The following is an 18,555-nucleotide window of genomic DNA, read 5'->3' on the forward strand; positions in this document are numbered from 1 at the left end:
CGCGCGGCGGCCGGCCGCGCGCAGGGGAAATGGGGCACGCCGTTCAGCGCATCGGGTTGCCGGGTTCGAGCGCGGGCGACGGCTTCAGCGGCGCCGGGGCCGCCGAAGCCAGCGGCCGGGTCGACACGCGGCGCTCGGCACGTTCGACGCCGAGCCACGCGGCAAGCGCGGGCAGCAGAAAGACAGCGCCGAACAGGTTCACGAGGAACATGAACGCGAGCAGCACGCCCATGTCGACCTGGAACTTCAGCGCGGAGAACGCCCACGTGCCGACGCCGATGAACATCGTGACGGCCGTGAACAGCGCCGCGGTGCCGCGCTGGCGCATCGCGTCGGCAAATGCATCGGGGAGCGTCGCGCCGTGGCGGATGTCGTGCTGCAGGCGCTCGTACAGGTAGATCCCGTAGTCGACGCCCACGCCGACGCCGAGCGTGATCACCGGCAGCGTCGCGACCTTCAGCCCGATGCCGAGGCGCGCCATCACCGCATTGCACAGGATCGACACGAGCGTGAGCGGCACGATGATGCACAGCACCGCGCGCCACGAGCGGAACGTCACCGCGCAGAGCAGCGCGATCGCCCCGAAGATCGACAGCAGCATCGCGATCTCCGCGTCGCCGACGGCCTCGTTGGTCGCGGCCATCACGCCGACGTTGCCGCCCGCGAGCCGGAACGCGACGTTCGGCACCCGGTCCTCGGCCGCGAAACGCCTGATCTCGTCGACGATGTGCGCGATGGTCGTGCCTTCGTGATTCTTCGTGTAGATCAGCACCTGGATCGCCTTGCAGTTCGCGGTGTTCATCCCGTTGTCGGGGTCGAACGCGCTGGAACCCTGCGTGAGCCCTTCGCTGGAGCGCGGCAGCGCGGCCCAGCGCGGGTTGCCCTCGTTGAACGCGGCGATGAATACCTTGCCCTGCGACGACACGCTCGTCACCGACTGCACGCCGGCCACGCCGCGCATGTTCATCTCGAACTTCTCGATCGCGCTCATCACCGGGTAATGCAGGCACGCGTCGTCGAAGCCGGTCGTCTCGACGATCACCGACAGCACGTCGACGCCGATGTTGTACTGGTGCGTGATCGCCGCGTTGTCGACGTTGTAGCGCGAGTTCGTGCGCAGCTCCGGCGCGCCCGTGCCGATGTCGCCGATCTCCAGCTTGCGCGACTCGAGCGCGCCGTACGCCAGCAGCGCGAGCGCCACCGCGAACACGCCGAGCGCCGGCGCCGGCCGCGCGAACACCGCGAAGCGCGACCACATCCGGCTGCCGCCGGCCGCCGCCGTGCGCTGCGCACGCGCCAGCGTGCCGCGTTCGAGGCGCGTGTACGACAGCAGAATCGGCAGGAACACCTTGTTCGTCACGATCATCAGCAGCACGCCGAGGCACGCGGTGATGCCGAGCTCGCGCACGATGTCGATCCTGATCCGCATGATCACCATGAAGCCCAGCGCGTTGGTCAGCAGCGCGACGGTGCCCGGCACGAACAGCTTGCGGAACGCGTCGCGTGCGGCGCCGGCCGACGACGCGCCGCGCACCAGCGCCTGCTTCCACGCGTTGGTCATCTGCACGGCGTGCGACACGCCGATCGAGAAGATCAGGAACGGCACGAGGATCGACATCGGGTCGATGCCGAGCCCGAGCAGCGGCAGCGAACCGAGCAGCCAGACGACCGGCAGCAGCGCGACGACGAGCGCGAGCACGGTCGTCTTCAGCGAGCGCGTATAGGCGAACAGCAGCGCGGCCGTCACGAGGAACGCGAGCGCGAAGAACGCCATCACGCCCGCGATGCCGTTCTCGACGTCGCCGACCAGCTTCGCGAAGCCGATGATGTTCACGTCGATGCCCTGCTTCGCATACTTCGCGCGGATCTCTTCGAGCTGGCGCGCGACCGCGCTGTAGTCGAGCCGCTTGCCGGTCGCCGGATCGGTCTCGCGCAGCTCCGCGCGGATCAGCGCCGACTTCAGGTCGTTGCCGACGAGGCGGCCGATCTGCCCCGAGCGCGCGACGTTGCGGCGCACCTTGGCGAGATCGTCCGGGTTCGCGCTGGAGAACTGGCCGGGCACGACCACGTCGCCGCGGAAGCCGGCCTCGGTCACTTCCGTGTAGTGGACGTTCGGCGTGAACAGCGAGAACACGCGCGAGCGGTTCACGCCGGGGATGAAGAACACGTCGTCGGTCGCATGGCGCAGCGCATCCATGAACGTCTGGTTGTAGATGTCGCCGTCGCCCTTCCAGCGCAGGCTCACGAGGATCGTGTTCGCGCCGGGGAACGCGCCCGCATAGCGCTCGAACACCTGCATGTACGGGTGCTGCATCGGGATCATCTTGTTGAAGCCCGGATCGAGCTTCAGGCGCGTCGCGGACAGCCCGAGCGCGAGCGTCACCGCGACGCACAGCAGCATCAGCAGCTTGCGCCGGCGGATGATCGTGTCGGCGCAGCGCTCGACGAACGTCGCGAGACGCGACGCGGGAACCGCTTCAGGGGGGCGTGACAGGTCGTTCATGGATTTCTCGTGTCGGTACGGACGGGCGATGCGAAACGAACGGTTGCATGCGGAAACCGGCGGTCGCGTCGGTCGCGGCCGCCATGGGCGCGCGTCAGGACGGCGACGCGGCGAGCGGCGCGACGCCGGATTCACCGCCGAGCAGCAGCGCGCCATGGCCCATGTCCAGCACGGCCGCGAGGCTCTGCACGCCGCCGAGCTTCCGTACGTCGAAGGTCAGCCCGCCGTCGCGCGACGCGACGATCGCGCCGCCCTGGCCGACCAGCACGAGTTCGCCGTCGCCGAGCTGGGTCGCGCCGAAATACGACACCGGCACGTGGCTGTCGACGTGCGTCCAGGTCGCGCCGTGATCGGTGCTGCGCACGACGTTGCCGCGCATCCCGTACGCGACCCAGTCGCCGTTCGCGAGCATCAGCGCGCCGAACAGCGAGCCGGCATACGGCGACGCGAGCTTGTCCCACGTGGCGCCGTTGTCGGTCGAGCGCAGCAGCGTGCCGCTCTCGCCCGCGATCAGCAGGTTGCCGCGGCCATCGCCGACGATCGCGTTCAGGTGGCGGTCGCCGGCCGGTGTCTTCACCGTCTGCCAGTTGATGCCGGCGTCGTCCGAGCGCAGCAGCTGGCCGAAGCTGCCGGCCGCGAACAGCGGGCCGTCGGCGGTGCCCCATACGGACAGCAGCGGATCGGAATGCGCGGGGTCCATGTGAACCTCGCGCCAGTGCACGCCCGCGTCGTCGCTGCGGACGATCCGGCCGTCGTGGCCGACCGCGATCCCGAGCGTCGGCGTGATGAAGCGCACCTGCGTGAGCGTCGACGCCTGGTCACGCGCGATCGATGCCGGACGCCAGTGCGCACCCGCGTCGTCGCTGAACAGGATCACGCCGCGTTCGCCGACCGCGACGATGCGCGTCGTGCCGGCGCGGGCAAGCCCGTTGATCTGCAGCCGGTCCGCGTGGATCGCGGTGACCGGGAACGCCGGCAGCGGGCGCGGCGAAAACGCGAACAGCGCGGCGCCGAGCACCAGCGCCGACATCGCGAGTCCGGGCAAAGTTCGTTTCATCGCTTGTCTCCTGTGTCTGCGTTCGACGGCGGTGCGCTCGGAAGCGCCTGCCGCCGTCGACTGCAAGTCTCCGGGCCGTCGGTCGTTGCCGCGGCCTCGAATGGTCCCGACTGGATGGCCGCGTGTGCGGCGCAGCCTGTCCGCGTATCGCTACGCGCCGACTTCGAACAGCGCGGCGGCACCCATCCCGCCGCCGATGCACATCGTCACCACCGCGTGCCGCACGCCGCGCCGCGCGCCTTCGAGCAGCGCGTGCATCGTCATGCGCGTGCCCGACATCCCGAACGGGTGGCCGAGCGCGATCGCGCCGCCGTCCACGTTCAGCCGGTCGTCGGGAATGCCGAGCGTGTCGCGGCAGTACAGCGCCTGGCACGCGAACGCCTCGTTCAGCTCCCACAACCCGACGTCGGCCACCGTCATCCCGAAGCGTTGCAGCAGCTTCGGAATCGCGAACACCGGGCCGATGCCCATCTCGTCCGGCTCGCAGCCGGCCACCGCGAGGCCGCGGAAAGCGCCGAGCGGCGTCAGCCCGCGGCGCGCCGCCTCGCTGCGCGACATCACCACCACGGCCGCCGCGCCGTCCGACAGCTGCGACGCATTGCCGGCCGTCACGAACTCGCCCTGCTCGACGACCTTGCCGCCGCTCCACGACGGCTTCAGCCCCGCGAGCCGCTCGGCCGTCGTGTCGGCGCGCACGCCTTCGTCGCGCGCTGCGCGCAGATCCTCGTGGCCGGTCGCGTTGCCTTCCTGGTCGAACAGCGCGCGGCGCACGTCGAGCGGCGCGATTTCCGCGTCGAAGCGTCCGGCCGCCTGGGCGTCGGCCGTACGACGGTGGCTCTGCAGCGCGAAGGCGTCCTGCTCGGCGCGCGAGATCCCGTAGCGGCGCGACACGATCTCGGCCGTTTCCATCATCGCGATATACGCGGCCGGCTGGTGGTCGAGCACGGCCTGCGAGCGCGCGCGATATGCGTTCTTGTGCTTGTTCTGCGTGAGCGAGATCGACTCGACGCCGCCCGCGACGACGATCCGAGCGTCACCCGCACCGATGCTGCGCGCGGCGCTCGCGATCGACATCAGGCCCGACGAGCACATGCGGTCGATCGCCATGCCGGGAACCGACGCCGGCAGCCCGGCCGCCGCGGCCGACAGGCGGCCGAGGTTGTAGCCTTGCGTGCCCTGCTGCGCGGCGCAGCCGATCAGCACGTCGTCGACGTCGGCCGGCGCGACGCCCGCGCGTTCGAGCGCCGCGCGCACGACGTGGCCGCCCAGCGCCGGCGCCTCGGTATCGTTGAACATGCCGCGAAACGCCTTGCCGATCGGCGTGCGTGCGACGGAAACGATGACTGCGTCTTCCATGTCTCTGACTCTCTACAAGTAATAGCGGCTGATCGTGTCGGCGACGCAGCCGGGTTTCGCTTCGCCCTCGATCTCGACGGTCACGCGAATCCACGCCTGCACGCCGCCTTCGAGCGGCTCGACGCGCAGCAGCTCGCCGACGCCGCGCACGCGCGCACCGACCTTCACCGGCGCCGGGAAGCGGATCCTGTCGCAGCCGTAGTTGACGCCGAGCCCCGCGCCGTCGATGCGCACGATCTGCGGCAGGAAATGATTGACGAGCGACAGCGTCAGGTAGCCGTGCGCGATGCACGCGCCGAACGGGCCGTCCTTCGCGCGCACGGGGTCGACGTGCACCCACTGGTGATCGCCCGTCGCATCGGCGAAGCCGTCGATGCGGGGCTGGTCGATCGCGAGCCACGCGCTCGCGCCGAGCGTGTCGCCGACGGCCGCGACGAGTTCGCCGGGATGCGCGAACACGCGGGGCGTCGCATGCACGGGGTCGAGGGTTGTGTCCATCATGCGTGCTGGCTGCTGACCGACAGCACTTCGCCCGTCATGTACGACGCGTAATCGCTTGCAAGAAACACCATCACGTTCGCGACCTCCCAGACTTCGGCGGCGCGCCCGAAGGCCTCGCGCGACGCCAGTTGATTCAGCAGGTCGGCCGGAGCCGACTTCTTCAGAAAATCGTGCATCGCGATGCTCGGTGCGACCGCGTTGATGCGCACGCCGTACGGCGACGCCTCGAGCGCCGCGCAGCGCGTGAACGCCATCACGCCCGCCTTTGCGGCCGCGTAGTGCGCCTGTTCCGCCTGCGCGCGCCAGCCGAGCACCGATGCGTTGTTGACGATCGCGCCGCGGCCGCGGGCCTGCATGTGCGGCAGCATCGCGCGCGTCATCCGGAACGTCCCGGTCAGGCTAATGTCGATCACGCGCGACCATTCGGCATCGTCCATATCGACGATGCGGGTCGACCCGCCGAGCCCGGCGTTGTTGATCAACACGTCGACGCCGTCGAGCGTGTCCTCGGCCGCGGCGACGAGCGCCCGCACGTCGGCCTCGACCGCGACATTGCACAGGCGGCCATGGATCCGTTGCAGCCCCGTTTCCGCGCGCAGCGTGTCGACGGCCTGTTCGAGACGCTTTTCGTGGATGTCGGAGATGAACAGCGCGCGGCAGCCTTCCTCCGCGCAGCGGCGCGCGGCCGCGAAGCCGATGCCGGCGCCGGCGGCGGCCGTGATCAGCACCGATTTGCCGGCGAGCAGTTGGTGGCCCGGCACGTAGGCCGGTGCTTTCTGGATCTGGGGTTCGGTCATGCGGTGCCTCGTGGTTCCCTGGGCATGCCGAGCCCGCGCTCGGCCATGATGTTGAGCTGGATTTCGTTGGTGCCCGCGTAGATCGTGTCCGCACGGGAGAACAGGAATACGCGCTGCAGATGGGTGAGCTTGTCGTCGGCGGGATCGATCACGTTCGCGCGGGCCCCAAGCGCATCCATCGCGAGCTGGCCGAGGTCGCGGTGCCAGTTCGACCAGAAATACTTGTAGATCAGCGCCTCGCGGCGCAGCGGCGCGCTTGCGTCGGCATCGTCGGCGCCGGACAGCATCCGCAGCGCGTTGTAGCGCATCACGCGCAGCCCGGCCCATGCGCGGCCGATCCGCTGGCGCAGCACGGGGTTGCGGTCCGCGCCCGATGCACGCGCGGCGTCGATCACCCATTCGAGTTCGCGGACGAACTGCATCTGCTGGCCGAGCGTCGACATCCCGCGCTCGAAGCCGAGCAGCGTCATCGCGATCCGCCAGCCATCGCCCGGCGCGCCGACGAGGTCGCGCGCTTCGGCCCGCGCGCCGTCGAAGAACACTTCGTTGAATTCCGCACCGTCGTTGAGTTGCCTGATCGGACGGATCTCGATGCCCGGCTGGTCGAGCGGCATCAGCAGGAACGACAGCCCCTTGTTGCCCTTCGACGCGGGATCGGTGCGCGCCAGCACGAAGATCCAGTCGGAATCGTGCGCGAGCGACGTCCACACCTTCTGGCCGACCACGCGCCACGTGCCGTCCGCGTCCTGTTCGGCGCGCGTGCGCACATTGGCCAGGTCGGAACCCGCGCCCGGCTCCGAATAGCCCTGGCACCAGAACTGCGTGCCGGCCAGGATGCCGGGCAGGAAGCGCGCGCGCTGGTCGTCGGTGCCGCACGCGACGAGCGTCGGCCCGAGCAGCCCTTCGCCGATATGGCCCATTCGCCCGGGGCCGCCCGCGCGGGCATATTCCTCGTGGAAGATCACCTGCTCGGTGACCGAGAAGCCGCGCCCACCCGCGCTCGCCGGCCAGCCGAGCCCGGTCCAGCCGCCCTTCGCCAGCACCTGCTCCCACGCCTTGCGCAGGGCCGGCCACGCTTCCTCGTCGCCGGGGCCGCCGCGATATTTCAGGCAGGCGAATTCCCCGGTCAGGTGCGATTGCACCCAGTCGGCCACTTCGTGCCGCAATTGCTGTTCGCGCGTGTCGCTGTTCATTGGAGGGCTCCTGAGCGCGCGGCCGATGGGCGGGATGCGGCGGCAACCGATGACTCGAACGCTGCATCGCGCGGCGACGCGCTGCCGTCGATCGCATGACGGGCGATCCATTCGAGCAGTTGCGGCGTACTGCCGAACTGCGCGCCCGACGCCTGTGCGCGCTTGAAATAGAGATGCGGGTCGTATTCCCACGTGAAGCCGACGCCGCCGTGCAGCTGGATCGCTTCCTGTGCGCAGAACGCATACGCGTCGTTCGCGGCGGCTTTCGCGGCCGCGATGTCGGCGCGCAACGCGGCGCCCGGCGTCGCGCCGGCTTCGGCGTCCCATGCATGCGCGGCGCCGAGCACGGCCGAGCGCGCCGCTTCGATCAGCACCATCATCTGCGCGCAGCGGTGCTTGACGGCCTGGAACGATGCGATCGCGCGGCCGAACTGCACGCGCTGGCTCGTGTAGTCGAGCGTCAGGTCGAGGCACTGCTGCGCGCCGCCGAGCTGTTCGGCGGCCAGCGCGAGTGCCGCGAACCAGCCTGCGCGTTCGAGCTCCCGTGCAGCAGTGGCGCCGCTGGCGAACAGCCCCTCGCGGCTCACGCGCGTGTCGTCGAACACCACGCGCGCGATCGGCCGCGTCGCGTCGAGCGTGTCGAGCGGCGTGACGGCCAGGCCCGACGCCGATGCAACGTCGATCGCGAACAGCCCGATCGATTGCCCTTCGTTCGCGATCCGCGCGGGCATCACCAGCAGGTCGGCGCGTGCGCCGTCGATCACCTGCTCGACCGTGCCGGACAGCGCATAGCCACCCGCCGCTTCTGCCGCGACGACCGGCAGCTTCCACGCGCCGACCGGCAGGTCGAACGGCAGCGCCAGCGTCGCGCTGCACGCGCCTTCGGCGATCTTCGCGAGCCAGCCGTTGGCCAGCGGCGTGTCGCAGCCGGCCAGCGCGGTCGCCGCGAGGCATGCGGTCGCGAAATACGGCACGCACGCGACGCGCCGGCCGAGCTGCTCCATCAGCACCGTCTGCTCGACCGCGCCGAGCCCGAGCCCGCCGGCCGCTTCCGGCAACGCGAGCGCGTTCCAGCCGAGCTCGCCCGCGAGCGTCGCCCACAGCCCGTCGTCGCGGCCGGCCGACTGTTCGAGCGCGCGGCGCACGTCGGCCGACGCACTGCGTTCGGCGAGCACGTCGGCCGCCGCGTCGCGGATCATCGCCTGTTCGTCGGTGAACGCCAGATCCATCGGTCAGCTCCCGTACACGCGTTGCGCGGGCCGCGCATCGGCCAGCAGTTGCGCGACCGCCGGGCCGATCTCGGCTGCCGCCCAGCGCGCGCCGCGATCGACGCTCGGGCCCGTGCGCCAGCCTTCGGCGACCGCGATCATCCCGCCCGCGACCTCGAACACCTGGCCCGTCACGTCGGCCGACAGCGTGCTGCCGAGCCATACGACCAGCGGCGCGACATTGGCCGGATCGAAATAGTCGAAGCCGCCGTCCTCGGGCTTCTTCATCATGTCGGCGAACACGCCTTCCGTCATCGACGTGCGCGCGGCCGGCGCAAGCGCATTCACGCGCACGCCGTAGCGCTGCAGCTCGGCCGCCTGCATCAGCGTGAGCGCGGCGATTCCGGCCTTCGCCGCGCCGTAGTTCGACTGGCCGATCGAGCCTTGCAGCCCGGCGCCCGAACTCGTGTTGACGATCCGTGCGTCGACCGCGCGGCCGGCCTTCGCCGCGTCGCGCCACACGCGCGCCAGCACGCTCGACAGGCAGAAGTGGCCGCGCAGGTGCACGCGCATCACGTCGTCCCAGTCGGCTTCGGTCATGCTCGTGAACATCCTGTCGCGGCAAATGCCCGCGTTGTTGACGAGCACATGGACGTCGCCGAATGCGTCGCGCGCCACGTCGACGATCCGCTGCGCGGTGTCGGTCTGCGTGATGTCGTCGGCATTCGCGAGCGCGCGGCCGCCACGCCGGGCGATTTCGTCGCACACGGCCTGCGCGGCGTCGTGCCGGATGTCGTTGACGACGACCGACGCGCCTTCGGCCGCGAACGCCAGCGCGTATTCGCGCCCGAGCCCGCCGCCCGCGCCGGTGATGATGACGGTGCGTCCGTTACAGATTCCCATGCTTGTGCCTCGTGGATCGTGAAGGTGGCGCGCTCACAGGCGCTCGATGATCGTGACGTTCGCGAGGCCGCCGCCTTCGCACATCGTCTGCAGCCCGTAGCGGCCGCCGGTGCGCTCCAGCTCGTGCAGCAGCGTCGTCATCAGCCGCGCGCCGGTCGCGCCGAGCGGATGGCCGAGCGCGATCGCGCCGCCGTTCGGGTTGGTCTTCTCGTGCGGGAAACGCATGTCCGCGAGCCACGCCTGCGCGACCGAAGCGAACGCCTCGTTCAGCTCGACGACGTCGATCTGCGCCAGGTCGAGCCCGCTCTTCTTCAACGCGGCCTTCGTTGCCGGAATCGGCGCGGTGAGCATCCACAGCGGATCGTCGCCGAGCACGCTCAGGTGATGGATACGCGCACGCGGCGTGAGGCCGTAGCGCTTCAGCGCCTCTTCCGACACGATCAGCAGCGCGGCCGCCGCATCGCAGGTCTGGCTCGCGACGGCCGCCGTCAGCGAGCCGCCCGGCGTCAGCGGCGCGAGCGTCGCCATCTTCTCCAGCGATGTATCGGGGCGCGGCGTCTCGTCGTGCGTCACGCCTTCGAACGGCACGATCTCCCGCCTGAAATGGCCGGCCTCGATCGCCTCGACCGCACGGCGGTGGCTTTCCAGCGCATAACGCTCCATCGCGCCGCGCGACAGGTTCCAGTGATCGGCGATCCGCTGCGCGGCGACGAACTGCGACACCGGTGCATCGCCGAAACGCGCGCGCCAGCCGGTGCTGCCCGAGAACGGATCGGTGAAGCCGAGCGGCGCCGCGCTGGTCATCGCGGACGAGATCGGGATCTGCGTCATCGTCTGCACGCCGCCCGCGACGACCACATCCTGCACGCCGCTCATCACGGCCTGCGCGGCGAAGTGCACGGCCTGCTGCGACGACCCGCACTGGCGGTCGACCGTCACGCCCGGCACCTGCAGCGGCAGCCCGGCTGCCAGCCAGCAGGTGCGCGCGATGTTGCCCGCGAGCGGGCCGATCGTGTCGACGCAGCCGAACACCACGTCGTCGTATGCGTCGGCGGGAATTGCGTTGCGTTCGACGAGCGTCTTCAACACGAAGCCGCCGAGGTCCGCTGCATGGACGTGCGCGAGCCCGCCCTTGCGGCGGCCGGTCGGCGTGCGCAGCGCGTCGACGATATAAGCCTGTTTCATGCGTTCGATTCCTCGAGGTCGAAGGTCTGCGCGGGGCCGATCGGCAATGCGTCGCCGAGGATCGCGTCGGCCACGCGGGCCTTGTGGAAGGCGGCGTCGCCCCAGCTGCCCGAGAGCGCCCAGATCCGCTTCATGAAAATCTGCAGGTCGAGCTCCCACGTGTAGCCGATCGCACCGTGCACCTGCATCGAGTGGCGCGCGGCCAGTTGCGCGGCCGACATCGCCGCGAGCTTCGCGTGCGACACGAACACCGCGCGCTGCGGATGATCGTCGGCGATCGCCTGTGCGGCGCGCGCCACCACCGGCCGCGCGAACTCGTAGCGGATCGCGACGTCGGCGAGCAGGTGCTTGAGCGCCTGGTACGAGCCGATTGCCTTGCCGAACTGCTTGCGCTGCGCGCTGTAGTCGAGCGCGACGTCGAGCACGCGCTGCGTGAGGCCGAGCAGCTGTGCGGCGACCGCGAACGCGCCGTGGTCGAGCGCGCGATTCAGCAGCGGCGCTGCGTCGTCCGCACGCGCGACGCGGGTAGCCGCCGACGGCTCCCAGTCGAGCGTGAACAGGCGCCGCGACGGGTCGACGCTGTCGACCGCACGCCACGCGCACTGCGCGGGATCGACGCGGTGCAGCTCGCCGTGGTGTTCGCACAGGAGCGTCTGCGCGACGTGCACGTCGGCCGCATACGGGTTCACCGGATGCACGAGCGCGACACGCGCGCGCCCTTCGGCGATGTCGCGCAGCAGCGCGTCGCGCCAGTCGCTCGCGGGCAGCCGCGCCAGCACGCCGGCCGACACGAGCGCCGTGTCGAGCAGCGGCTCGGGGCTGCCGAAATAGCCGTAGGCCTGCGCGAGCAGCGCCCATTCCACTTCGGTCAGGCCGAGGCCGCCCTGCGGCTCGGGCACCGACACGGCGGTCAGCCCCTGCGACGCGAACAGCGCCCACAGGTCGTCCGAGCGCCCGGTCGGCGTCGCCCAGAGCTCGCGGATCAGCTCGGGCGTCATCTCGGTCATCAGCAGGCGCTTCACGCTGTCCGCGAGCGCTTCCTGGTCTTCATCGAATACGAAATCCATACGATGTCCGTTCTGTGAGGGTGGCGCCGGCGCCGTTACGCGCGCGGCATGCCGAGCATCCGTTCGGCGACGATGTTGCGCTGGATCTCGTTGGTGCCCGCGTAGATCGTGCCGGCCTGCGCGAACAGGAAGCCGTCGAGCCAGTGGCCGAGCGCCGCGTGCTGCGCGGCCGTCTGCGGGACGACCTCGCCGTGCGCACCGAGAATGTCGAGCGCGGTCTGGTGCATGCGCAGGTCGAGCTCCGACCAGAACACTTTGTTGGTGCTCGACTCCGCGCCGATGTGGCCGCCCTTCAGCAGCCGGCTCGCGGTCGCGTAGGTCGACAGCGCATAGGCCTGCGCGTCCATCCAGGCCTGCACCACGCGTTCGCGCAGCGTCGGGTCGCGGTCCGCGCTGTCGCGGTGCGCGAGATACAGGTCGCGCAGCGCCTGCGCGGTGCGCTGGAAGCGTGCGGGAGACCGCAGCATCAGCCCGCGCTCGAACCCGGCCGTCGCCATCGCGACCTGCCAGCCCGCGCCTTCGGCCGCGAGCCGGTTCTCGACCGGCACGCGCACGTCGTCGAAGAAGATTTCAGCGAAACCGGTCTGCCCGTTGAGCTGCCGGATCGGCCGCACCGTAATGCCCGGCGCGGACAGCGGCACCATCAGGAACGTCAGCCCGTGGTGGCGCGACGATTCGGGATCGCTGCGGAACAGCCCGAACAGCCAGTCGGCCCACACCGCGCGGGTCGACCAGATCTTCTGGCCGTTCAGCACGTATTCGTCGCCGATACGGGTGGCCGTCGTGCGGATCGCGGCCATGTCCGAACCCGCGTTGGGTTCCGACCAGCCCTGCGCCCACACGTGCTCGCCGGCCGCCATCGCGGGCAGGAAGCGCGCCTTCTGCGCGTCGGTGCCGAAATCCATCAGCGTCGGGCCGAGCAGGAAGATGCCGTTCTGGTTCACGCGCATCGGCGCGTCGGCACGCCAGTACTCTTCCTCGAAGATCAGCCACTCGATCAGGTCGCAGCCGCGCCCGCCCAGCTCGCGCGGCCACGTGACCATGCTCCAGCGGCCCGAGTGCAGCGTGCGCTCCCATTCGCGGTGTGCGGCGAAGCCTGCCTCGGTGTCGAAGCTCGGCAGCCGCTCGCGCGGCACGTGCGCGGCAAGCCATTCGCGGATTTCCGCGCGGAACGCCTGCTGTTGCGGCGTATAGGTCAGGTTCATGCGCGTGCCTCCCCGGCGGTTGCCTGCGCGTCGAAGCGCGCATCGCGCTTCTCGACGAACGCGGCGCGCGCTTCCGTCGAGTCGTTCGTCATGTACGCCTGCAGCGTGAAGCCCTGCTCCCAGCGGTACTTGTCCTCGAGATCGCCGTCCTCCACGCCGTTCAGCGCCTCCTTCGCGAGCCGCACCATCGCCGGGCTCTTCTCCGCGATCTTGCGGGCGATCGCGAGCGCGGCGTCGCGCAGCGTGTCGCGCGTGACGACCTGCTCGACCGCGCCGAGCCGGTACGCTTCGGCCGCGTCGATCATGTCGCCGGTGAAGTACATCGCGCGGACCTTCTGTACGCCGAACAACCGCTGCAGGTGCGCGCCGCCGCCCATCGCGCCGCGATCGATCTCGGGCACGCCGAAGCGCGCGCAATCGGCCGCGACGACGATGTCCGCTGCGCCGCAGATGCCGATCCCGCCGCCGAGCACGAAGCCGTGCACGGCCGCGATCACCGGCTTCGGGTTGCGGTGCACTGCGCGGAACGTCTCGTAGTTGCCCGCGTTGACCGGCACGATCCGCTCCGGATGCGCGGCCAGTTCCTTGATGTCGACGCCCGCGCAGAAGCCGCGGCCTTCGCCGCGCACCACGATCACGCGGACGTCGTCGTCCGCGCCGAGCGCGTCGAGCGCACGCGAGAGCGCATGCCAGCCCTGCGCGTCGAGCGCGTTCACGGGCGGATGGGCGATCACCAGTTCGGCGATGCCGTCGGCGCGATCGATCCGGAACGGCATCGCGCCGGCCGGTTGGTTGGATGCTGTCATCTCCTTGGCCTCCCTGTGATGGTTGTTCATGCGGCCTGCACCGCGGCCGCGCCGCGCAACGCGGCCAGTGCATCGATTCGCTCGCAGGCTTCCGCGACGATCCGCGCGATCAGCGCGTCGCACGACTCGATCGCGCCGATCATCGCGGCCGCCTGGCCGCTCGGCAGCACGCCTTCATCCGGGCGGCCCTCGACGATCGCGCGCTGGATCAGGAACGGCGCGTTCGCGGCCATCAGCGTCTGGCTCGCCGTGTAGTCGTGCGAACGCAGCGCCTTGAGCGCGAGGCCGAGCATGTCGCCCGTGCCGAGGCCGTTCTGGCGCCGCCACGCTTCGGCCGTCTTCAGCGCGAACCACGTGCGGCGCAGCGGGCCGAAGCGTTCGAGCTTCAGCAGGTACGGGTTGTCGATCATCCGTTGCGGCAGCCCGTCGAGCGCGTCCGACACGCGGATGCGCGCCGGGTCGCCGACCGCGACGTAGCGGTCGAGCGTTTCGCGCGGCACCGGCGATTCGGCGCTCATCAGGAAGCGCGTGCCCATCGCGATGCCGGCCGCGCCATATGCGAGCGCGGCAGCCAGCCCGCGCCCGTCGAAGAACCCGCCGGCCGCGACCACCGGCACGCGCACCGCGTCGAGCACCTTCGGCAGCAGCAGCGTGGTCGGCACCGAGCCCGTGTGGCCGCCGCCTTCCGCGCCCTGCACCGTCACGATGTCCGCGCCGAGTTCGACGGCCTTCGCGGCGTGCTTCGGCGCGCCGACCGTCGGCATGCAGACGATGCCGGCGTCCTTGAAGCGGCGAATCGTCTTCGCATCGGGCCCGCGGCCGTAGCTGACCGCGCGCAGCCGGTGCTTGATCGCGAGATCGACCACCTGCGCGGCGTTCTTCTGGAACATGTGGAAATTGATGCCGAACGGCTGGTCGGTCAGCGACTTCACCTTCAGGATCTCGGCCTCGACCTGCCCGGGTTCGAGCGTCGCGCCGGCCAGGAAGCCGAAGCCGCCGGCGTTCGCGGTCGCCGCGACGAGCCGCGCGTCGGCCACCCAGCCCATCGCGGTCTGCACGATCGGGTAGCGGCAGCCGAGCAGGTCGCACAGCGGCGTATGCAGCGGGCTTTGCAGCGTCGTGCTCATGCGGCGGCTCCGTTGACGGCGACCGGGGCCGGAACGTCGCCGCGATCCGCGCCGTTCGGCTGGCGCTGCGAGCTGGCCATGCTGCGCGCGTCGTAGCCGCCGAGGCGGTCGCCGCTGACGAGTTCGTTGTGCGCATGCGCGAAGTGATGCCACGCAAACGCCGCGTCCATCGCCGCGCGCTTGCCCTGCAGCTCTTCGACGTGGTTCAGCGCCTGCTTGGTCAGCGTGAGCCCGAGGCGCGGCATCGTCGCGATCTTCGCGGCGATCGCGTAGGTCGCGTCGCGCAGCCGCTCGCGCGGCACCACGCGGTTGACCATCCCCATCTGATATGCGCGCTCGGCCGGCATCCGCTCGCCCAGGAACAGGAATTCCTTCGCGATGCGCGGGTTCAGCTCATAGGCATGCGCGAAATACTCGACGCCCGGAATCCCCATCCGCACGACCGGATCGGCGAAGAACGCGTCCTCGGACGCGACGATCAGGTCGCACACCCACGCGAGCATCAGCCCGCCTGCGATGCATGCGCCCTGCACCATCGCGATCGTCGGCTTCGGCAGGTCGCGCCAGCGCCGGCACATCCCGAGGTACACCTCCTGCTCGCGTGCATACAGGAATTCGCCGCCTTCCTTGTCGACGTGGTCGTACCACAGCGACGCGCGATCGAACGACTCGTGGATGTCGCGGCCCGGCGTGCCGATGTCGTGGCCCGCCGAGAAATGCTTGCCGGCGCCCGCGAGCACGATCGCCTTCACCGCGTCGTCGTGCGCTGCGCGCCGGAACGCCGCGTCGAGCGCATACGTCATCTTCGAGTTCTGCGCGTTGTGATACTCGGGGCGATTCATCGTGATCGTCGCGATGCCGTCCTCGACCGCGTAGTCGACGACACCGTCGCCGAACGTCATCTGGGTCGCTTCCATGTCGGACCTCATCGCCGGCGCGGCGCCGGATTGTTGCGCACGATCGTCGCACGCAGGTTGTGCGGATCGAGCGCGCGCACGATGCGCAGGTCTTCCGCGTTCGGCGGGGCCGTCGTGCCGAGCTCGGGCGCCGCGATCAGCGGGAAGCCGGTCGCGTCCTGCACTTCGTCGAAGCTCACGCCCGGGTGCAGCGAACGCACGCGGATCGCGTGGTCGGGGCCGCCGAAATCCATCACGCACAGGTCGGTGACGATGCTGCGCAGGTCGACGAAGGTCTTCATCCCCGGCAGCCGGCGCGCCGGGTTGTAGCCGACCGTGCACACCATGTCGACTTCGCCGTCGACGAACGTGCGCTTGCCGTGGCCGCTGACGAAGAACGAGTTCGCGTGATTCGTCGTGTTGCCGGGGAAGCCGCGCGCGCCGAGCAGCTGGGTTTTCGGGCGGGCGTAGTCGTCGCCGAGCCACGAGATGTTGGCCTGGCCGAAACGGTCGATCTGCGTCGGCATCACGAGCGCATGGCGGCGGCCGTGCCACAGGCAGTCGAACACGCGTTCGTAGGTCATCCAGCCGCTCGCCTTCACGCGATAGCCGTCGGGCCTAGGCCCAAGCGGCACCGGCTCCTCGACGAGATACGCTTCGCCGTCGGTCAGCATCAGCCCGCTGTTGTAGGCAAGCCGCGCGAGGCCGGCCGCGAGCCGCGGGCCCGTGCCGATGCCGGTCGCCAGTACTTCACCGTCGTCGCGCCAGAGTCGCGCGGACGCGACGATCATCAGTTCCGCGAGGGAATGGTCGAGAGATTCGCTCACAGGCGCTCCTTTACAGAATCGGCAACGGCAGCGTCGTCACGTGCGACAGGCCGCCGACGCCTTCGAGGTACTGGCGCTCGTCCCGGCCGACCACGTCGCGCAGGTATGCCGCCGTTTTCGCGTCGTCCTCCGCGCTGGCGCAGTACGCGCGCAGGTGCGGCAGGTCCCAGCCGTAGGCCGGCCCGCAGGACGTCGGGTGCGCGCCGCCCGGCGCGTGGACGACGCCCGCGACGAGCGATCGTTCGAACGGGTTGCGGCGCGCGGCGTCGAGGTCTTCGCTCGCGAGCGACGCATCGACCGTTTCCGCCGATACGTAGCAGCGCCGTGCTGCGCGCGCCATCCACGCATCGAAAAACGGATCGGGGCCGTCGATGCGCGTATTGCCCATCCGGTCGGCCGCGTTCACGTGCAGCAGCGCGACGTCGAGTTCGATCGCCGGCATCGCGAGCAGCGTCTCGCCGTCGTCGTACGGCGATCTCACCGTGCGCAGTGCCGGTGCGTGATCGAGCAGCGCGGTGCCGAGCCCGGCGCGCGTCGGCAGGAACGGCAGGCGCGCGGCGGCCGCGCGCAGGCCGAGCTGCAGCATCCCTTCGTCGAGTTCGAGCACGTCGATGCGGCCCTGTTCGCGCGCACGGCGGAAATGCGGCTCGAGCGGGATCACGTCGAGCGACACGAAGCCGAACACCGCTTTGCGAACCTTGCCTGCCGCGCACAGCAGGCCGACATCGGCACCGCCGTAGGCGACGATCGTCAGGTCCTTCAGGTTCGAGCGCGCGATTTCGCGCACCAGCGCCATCGGCTTGCGCCGCGGCCCCCATCCGCCGATGCCGATCGTCATGCCGTCGGCGAGTTGCGCGACCACGTCGCGCGCGGACATCGTCTTGTCGAGAGGTTTCATCGTCATCGTGCTGGCTTACCGGTATCCGATGCTGAAATCGTGGCCCCACTGGCTCACCTTGGTGGCCTCGAACACCGCGTGCGTCGACCAGTCGACCGTGAGGCCGCCGAAGCCGTATTCGAGGTCGAAGCCGCCGGGGGTCTTCATGTAGAAAGAGATCATCTGGTCGTTGCAGTGGCGGCCGAGCGTCGCGGACATCTTCACGTCGTGCGCGGCGACCCGGTCGAGCGCGCGGCCCACTTCGTCCATCGAATCGACTTCGGCCATCACGTGCACGCAACCCGACGGCACGGCCATCTCGAACAGCGCGAGGCTGTGATGGCGCGCGTTGCGGCAGTGCATGAAATGGATGCGCTTTTCCGGTTCGGCCGGATCGGGCGTGAACTTCACGCGGTAGATGTCGGACAGCTCGAAGCCGAGGACGCCGCGCACGAACGCGTCGGTCGCGTCGAACTGCGGCGCGGGCAGCACCGCGTGGCCGAGCCCCATGTCGCCGGTGACGAAGCGCGCGACGCCCAGCGGCGACACGAAGCGGCGGAAGTCGCAGCGCGCGCCCCAGTACAACTCGTGGCGGTTGCCGGACGGGTCGGTGCACCACGCCATCGCCTGTACGCGGCGCAGCGCGGCTTCGTCGCGGGTCGCGCGCACGGGCTCGACGCCCGAGCGCTGCAGTGCCGCCAGCGCGCCGTCGAACGCGGCGCCGTCGGGCAGCTCCCAGCCCGACGCGAAATAGCGGTCGGCCGCGCCGGGGACGATCACATAGCGGAAATCGCGCTCGTCCATCTTCAGGTACAACGCGCCGCCGGGCGCATCGAGCGCCTGCATGCCCAGCACGTCTTCCGCGTAGCGGCGCCACGCATCGACGCGCGTCGCCTCGACGACGACATAGCCAAGCGCACGGACATCGATCATGTCGGCCTCCTCCTGGTTCAGAATCCGTTGTTCGTGTCAGGATTCTGGCCGGTCGGGGGTGGCGTTACATCGTCTGTTGGGACGAGAGGACGGGTGGGAAACAGCGGGGATTGC

Annotated in this window: 17 protein-coding genes; all 17 read right to left on the reverse strand. The window is 70.2% G+C overall.

Annotation, left to right across the window (positions count from 1 at the left end; translation table 11 throughout):
- Positions 1-43: 43 nt before the first annotated feature.
- The 17 genes from U5798_RS23825 to U5798_RS23905 all read right to left on the reverse strand — a co-directional run bounded on the left by U5798_RS23825 (position 44) and on the right by U5798_RS23905 (position 18,441).
- Positions 44-2,503 (reverse strand): efflux RND transporter permease subunit, encoded by a 2,460-nt coding sequence (locus U5798_RS23825; protein WP_322083410.1) that lies wholly within the window; start codon positions 2,501-2,503, stop codon positions 44-46.
- A gap of 94 nt (positions 2,504-2,597) precedes the next feature.
- Positions 2,598-3,560 (reverse strand): WD40/YVTN/BNR-like repeat-containing protein, encoded by a 963-nt coding sequence (locus U5798_RS23830; RefSeq protein WP_322083411.1) that lies wholly within the window; start codon positions 3,558-3,560, stop codon positions 2,598-2,600.
- Between the two features lie 150 nt (positions 3,561-3,710).
- The gene (locus U5798_RS23835; RefSeq protein ID WP_322083412.1) at positions 3,711-4,916 is read right to left on the reverse strand and encodes an acetyl-CoA C-acyltransferase; all 1,206 of its coding nucleotides are present in this window, start codon (positions 4,914-4,916) and stop codon (positions 3,711-3,713) included.
- A 12-nt stretch (positions 4,917-4,928) separates the two neighbouring features.
- A complete protein-coding gene (locus U5798_RS23840) occupies positions 4,929-5,414 on the reverse strand; it encodes a MaoC family dehydratase (RefSeq protein ID WP_322083489.1) in 486 nt (161 codons plus the stop codon).
- Entirely contained in the window at positions 5,414-6,214 is an 801-nt protein-coding gene (locus tag U5798_RS23845; RefSeq protein ID WP_322083413.1) for an SDR family oxidoreductase, read from the reverse strand. The genes U5798_RS23840 and U5798_RS23845 overlap by 1 nt, the downstream gene beginning before the upstream one ends.
- Positions 6,211-7,407 carry an acyl-CoA dehydrogenase family protein gene (locus U5798_RS23850; RefSeq protein WP_322083414.1) on the reverse strand — a complete coding sequence of 399 codons (1,197 nt, stop codon included), beginning with the start codon at positions 7,405-7,407 and terminating at the stop codon, positions 6,211-6,213. Before U5798_RS23850 ends, U5798_RS23845 begins: the two co-directional genes overlap by 4 nt.
- Positions 7,404-8,636 (reverse strand): acyl-CoA dehydrogenase family protein, encoded by a 1,233-nt coding sequence (locus U5798_RS23855; RefSeq protein WP_322083415.1) that lies wholly within the window; start codon positions 8,634-8,636, stop codon positions 7,404-7,406. Before U5798_RS23855 ends, U5798_RS23850 begins: the two co-directional genes overlap by 4 nt.
- Positions 8,637-8,639: 3 nt before the next feature.
- A complete protein-coding gene (locus U5798_RS23860; protein WP_124447209.1) occupies positions 8,640-9,518 on the reverse strand; it encodes an SDR family oxidoreductase in 879 nt (292 codons plus the stop codon).
- Between the two features lie 33 nt (positions 9,519-9,551).
- Positions 9,552-10,703 (reverse strand): acetyl-CoA C-acetyltransferase, encoded by a 1,152-nt coding sequence (locus tag U5798_RS23865; protein ID WP_322083416.1) that lies wholly within the window; start codon positions 10,701-10,703, stop codon positions 9,552-9,554.
- A complete protein-coding gene (locus U5798_RS23870) occupies positions 10,700-11,770 on the reverse strand; it encodes an acyl-CoA dehydrogenase (protein ID WP_322083417.1) in 1,071 nt (356 codons plus the stop codon). Before U5798_RS23870 ends, U5798_RS23865 begins: the two co-directional genes overlap by 4 nt.
- 35 nt (positions 11,771-11,805) lie before the next feature.
- Positions 11,806-12,975: an acyl-CoA dehydrogenase family protein gene (locus U5798_RS23875; protein WP_322083418.1), complete on the reverse strand. Its 1,170-nt coding sequence runs from the start codon at positions 12,973-12,975 to the stop codon at positions 11,806-11,808.
- A complete protein-coding gene (locus tag U5798_RS23880; RefSeq protein ID WP_322083419.1) occupies positions 12,972-13,781 on the reverse strand; it encodes an enoyl-CoA hydratase family protein in 810 nt (269 codons plus the stop codon). Before U5798_RS23880 ends, U5798_RS23875 begins: the two co-directional genes overlap by 4 nt.
- A 26-nt stretch (positions 13,782-13,807) precedes the next feature.
- Positions 13,808-14,908 carry an NAD(P)H-dependent flavin oxidoreductase gene (locus U5798_RS23885; RefSeq protein ID WP_124447199.1) on the reverse strand — a complete coding sequence of 367 codons (1,101 nt, stop codon included), beginning with the start codon at positions 14,906-14,908 and terminating at the stop codon, positions 13,808-13,810.
- Positions 14,905-15,825 (reverse strand): enoyl-CoA hydratase, encoded by a 921-nt coding sequence (locus U5798_RS23890; RefSeq protein WP_322083420.1) that lies wholly within the window; start codon positions 15,823-15,825, stop codon positions 14,905-14,907. The genes U5798_RS23885 and U5798_RS23890 overlap by 4 nt, the downstream gene beginning before the upstream one ends.
- 8 nt (positions 15,826-15,833) lie before the next feature.
- On the reverse strand, positions 15,834-16,631 hold the full coding sequence (locus tag U5798_RS23895) for a ketoacid CoA transferase (RefSeq protein WP_322083421.1): 798 nt from the start codon (positions 16,629-16,631) through the stop codon (positions 15,834-15,836).
- Positions 16,632-16,641: 10 nt separating this feature from the next.
- Positions 16,642-17,535 carry a CoA transferase subunit A gene (locus U5798_RS23900; protein ID WP_322083422.1) on the reverse strand — a complete coding sequence of 298 codons (894 nt, stop codon included), beginning with the start codon at positions 17,533-17,535 and terminating at the stop codon, positions 16,642-16,644.
- Between the two features lie 9 nt (positions 17,536-17,544).
- Positions 17,545-18,441 carry a VOC family protein gene (locus tag U5798_RS23905; protein WP_322083423.1) on the reverse strand — a complete coding sequence of 299 codons (897 nt, stop codon included), beginning with the start codon at positions 18,439-18,441 and terminating at the stop codon, positions 17,545-17,547.
- Positions 18,442-18,555 lie beyond the last annotated feature (114 nt).

The sequence above is a fragment of the Burkholderia sp. BCC1972 genome, from assembly GCF_905339605.1.
In the GTDB taxonomy this organism is placed as follows: Bacteria; Pseudomonadota; Gammaproteobacteria; order Burkholderiales; family Burkholderiaceae; genus Burkholderia.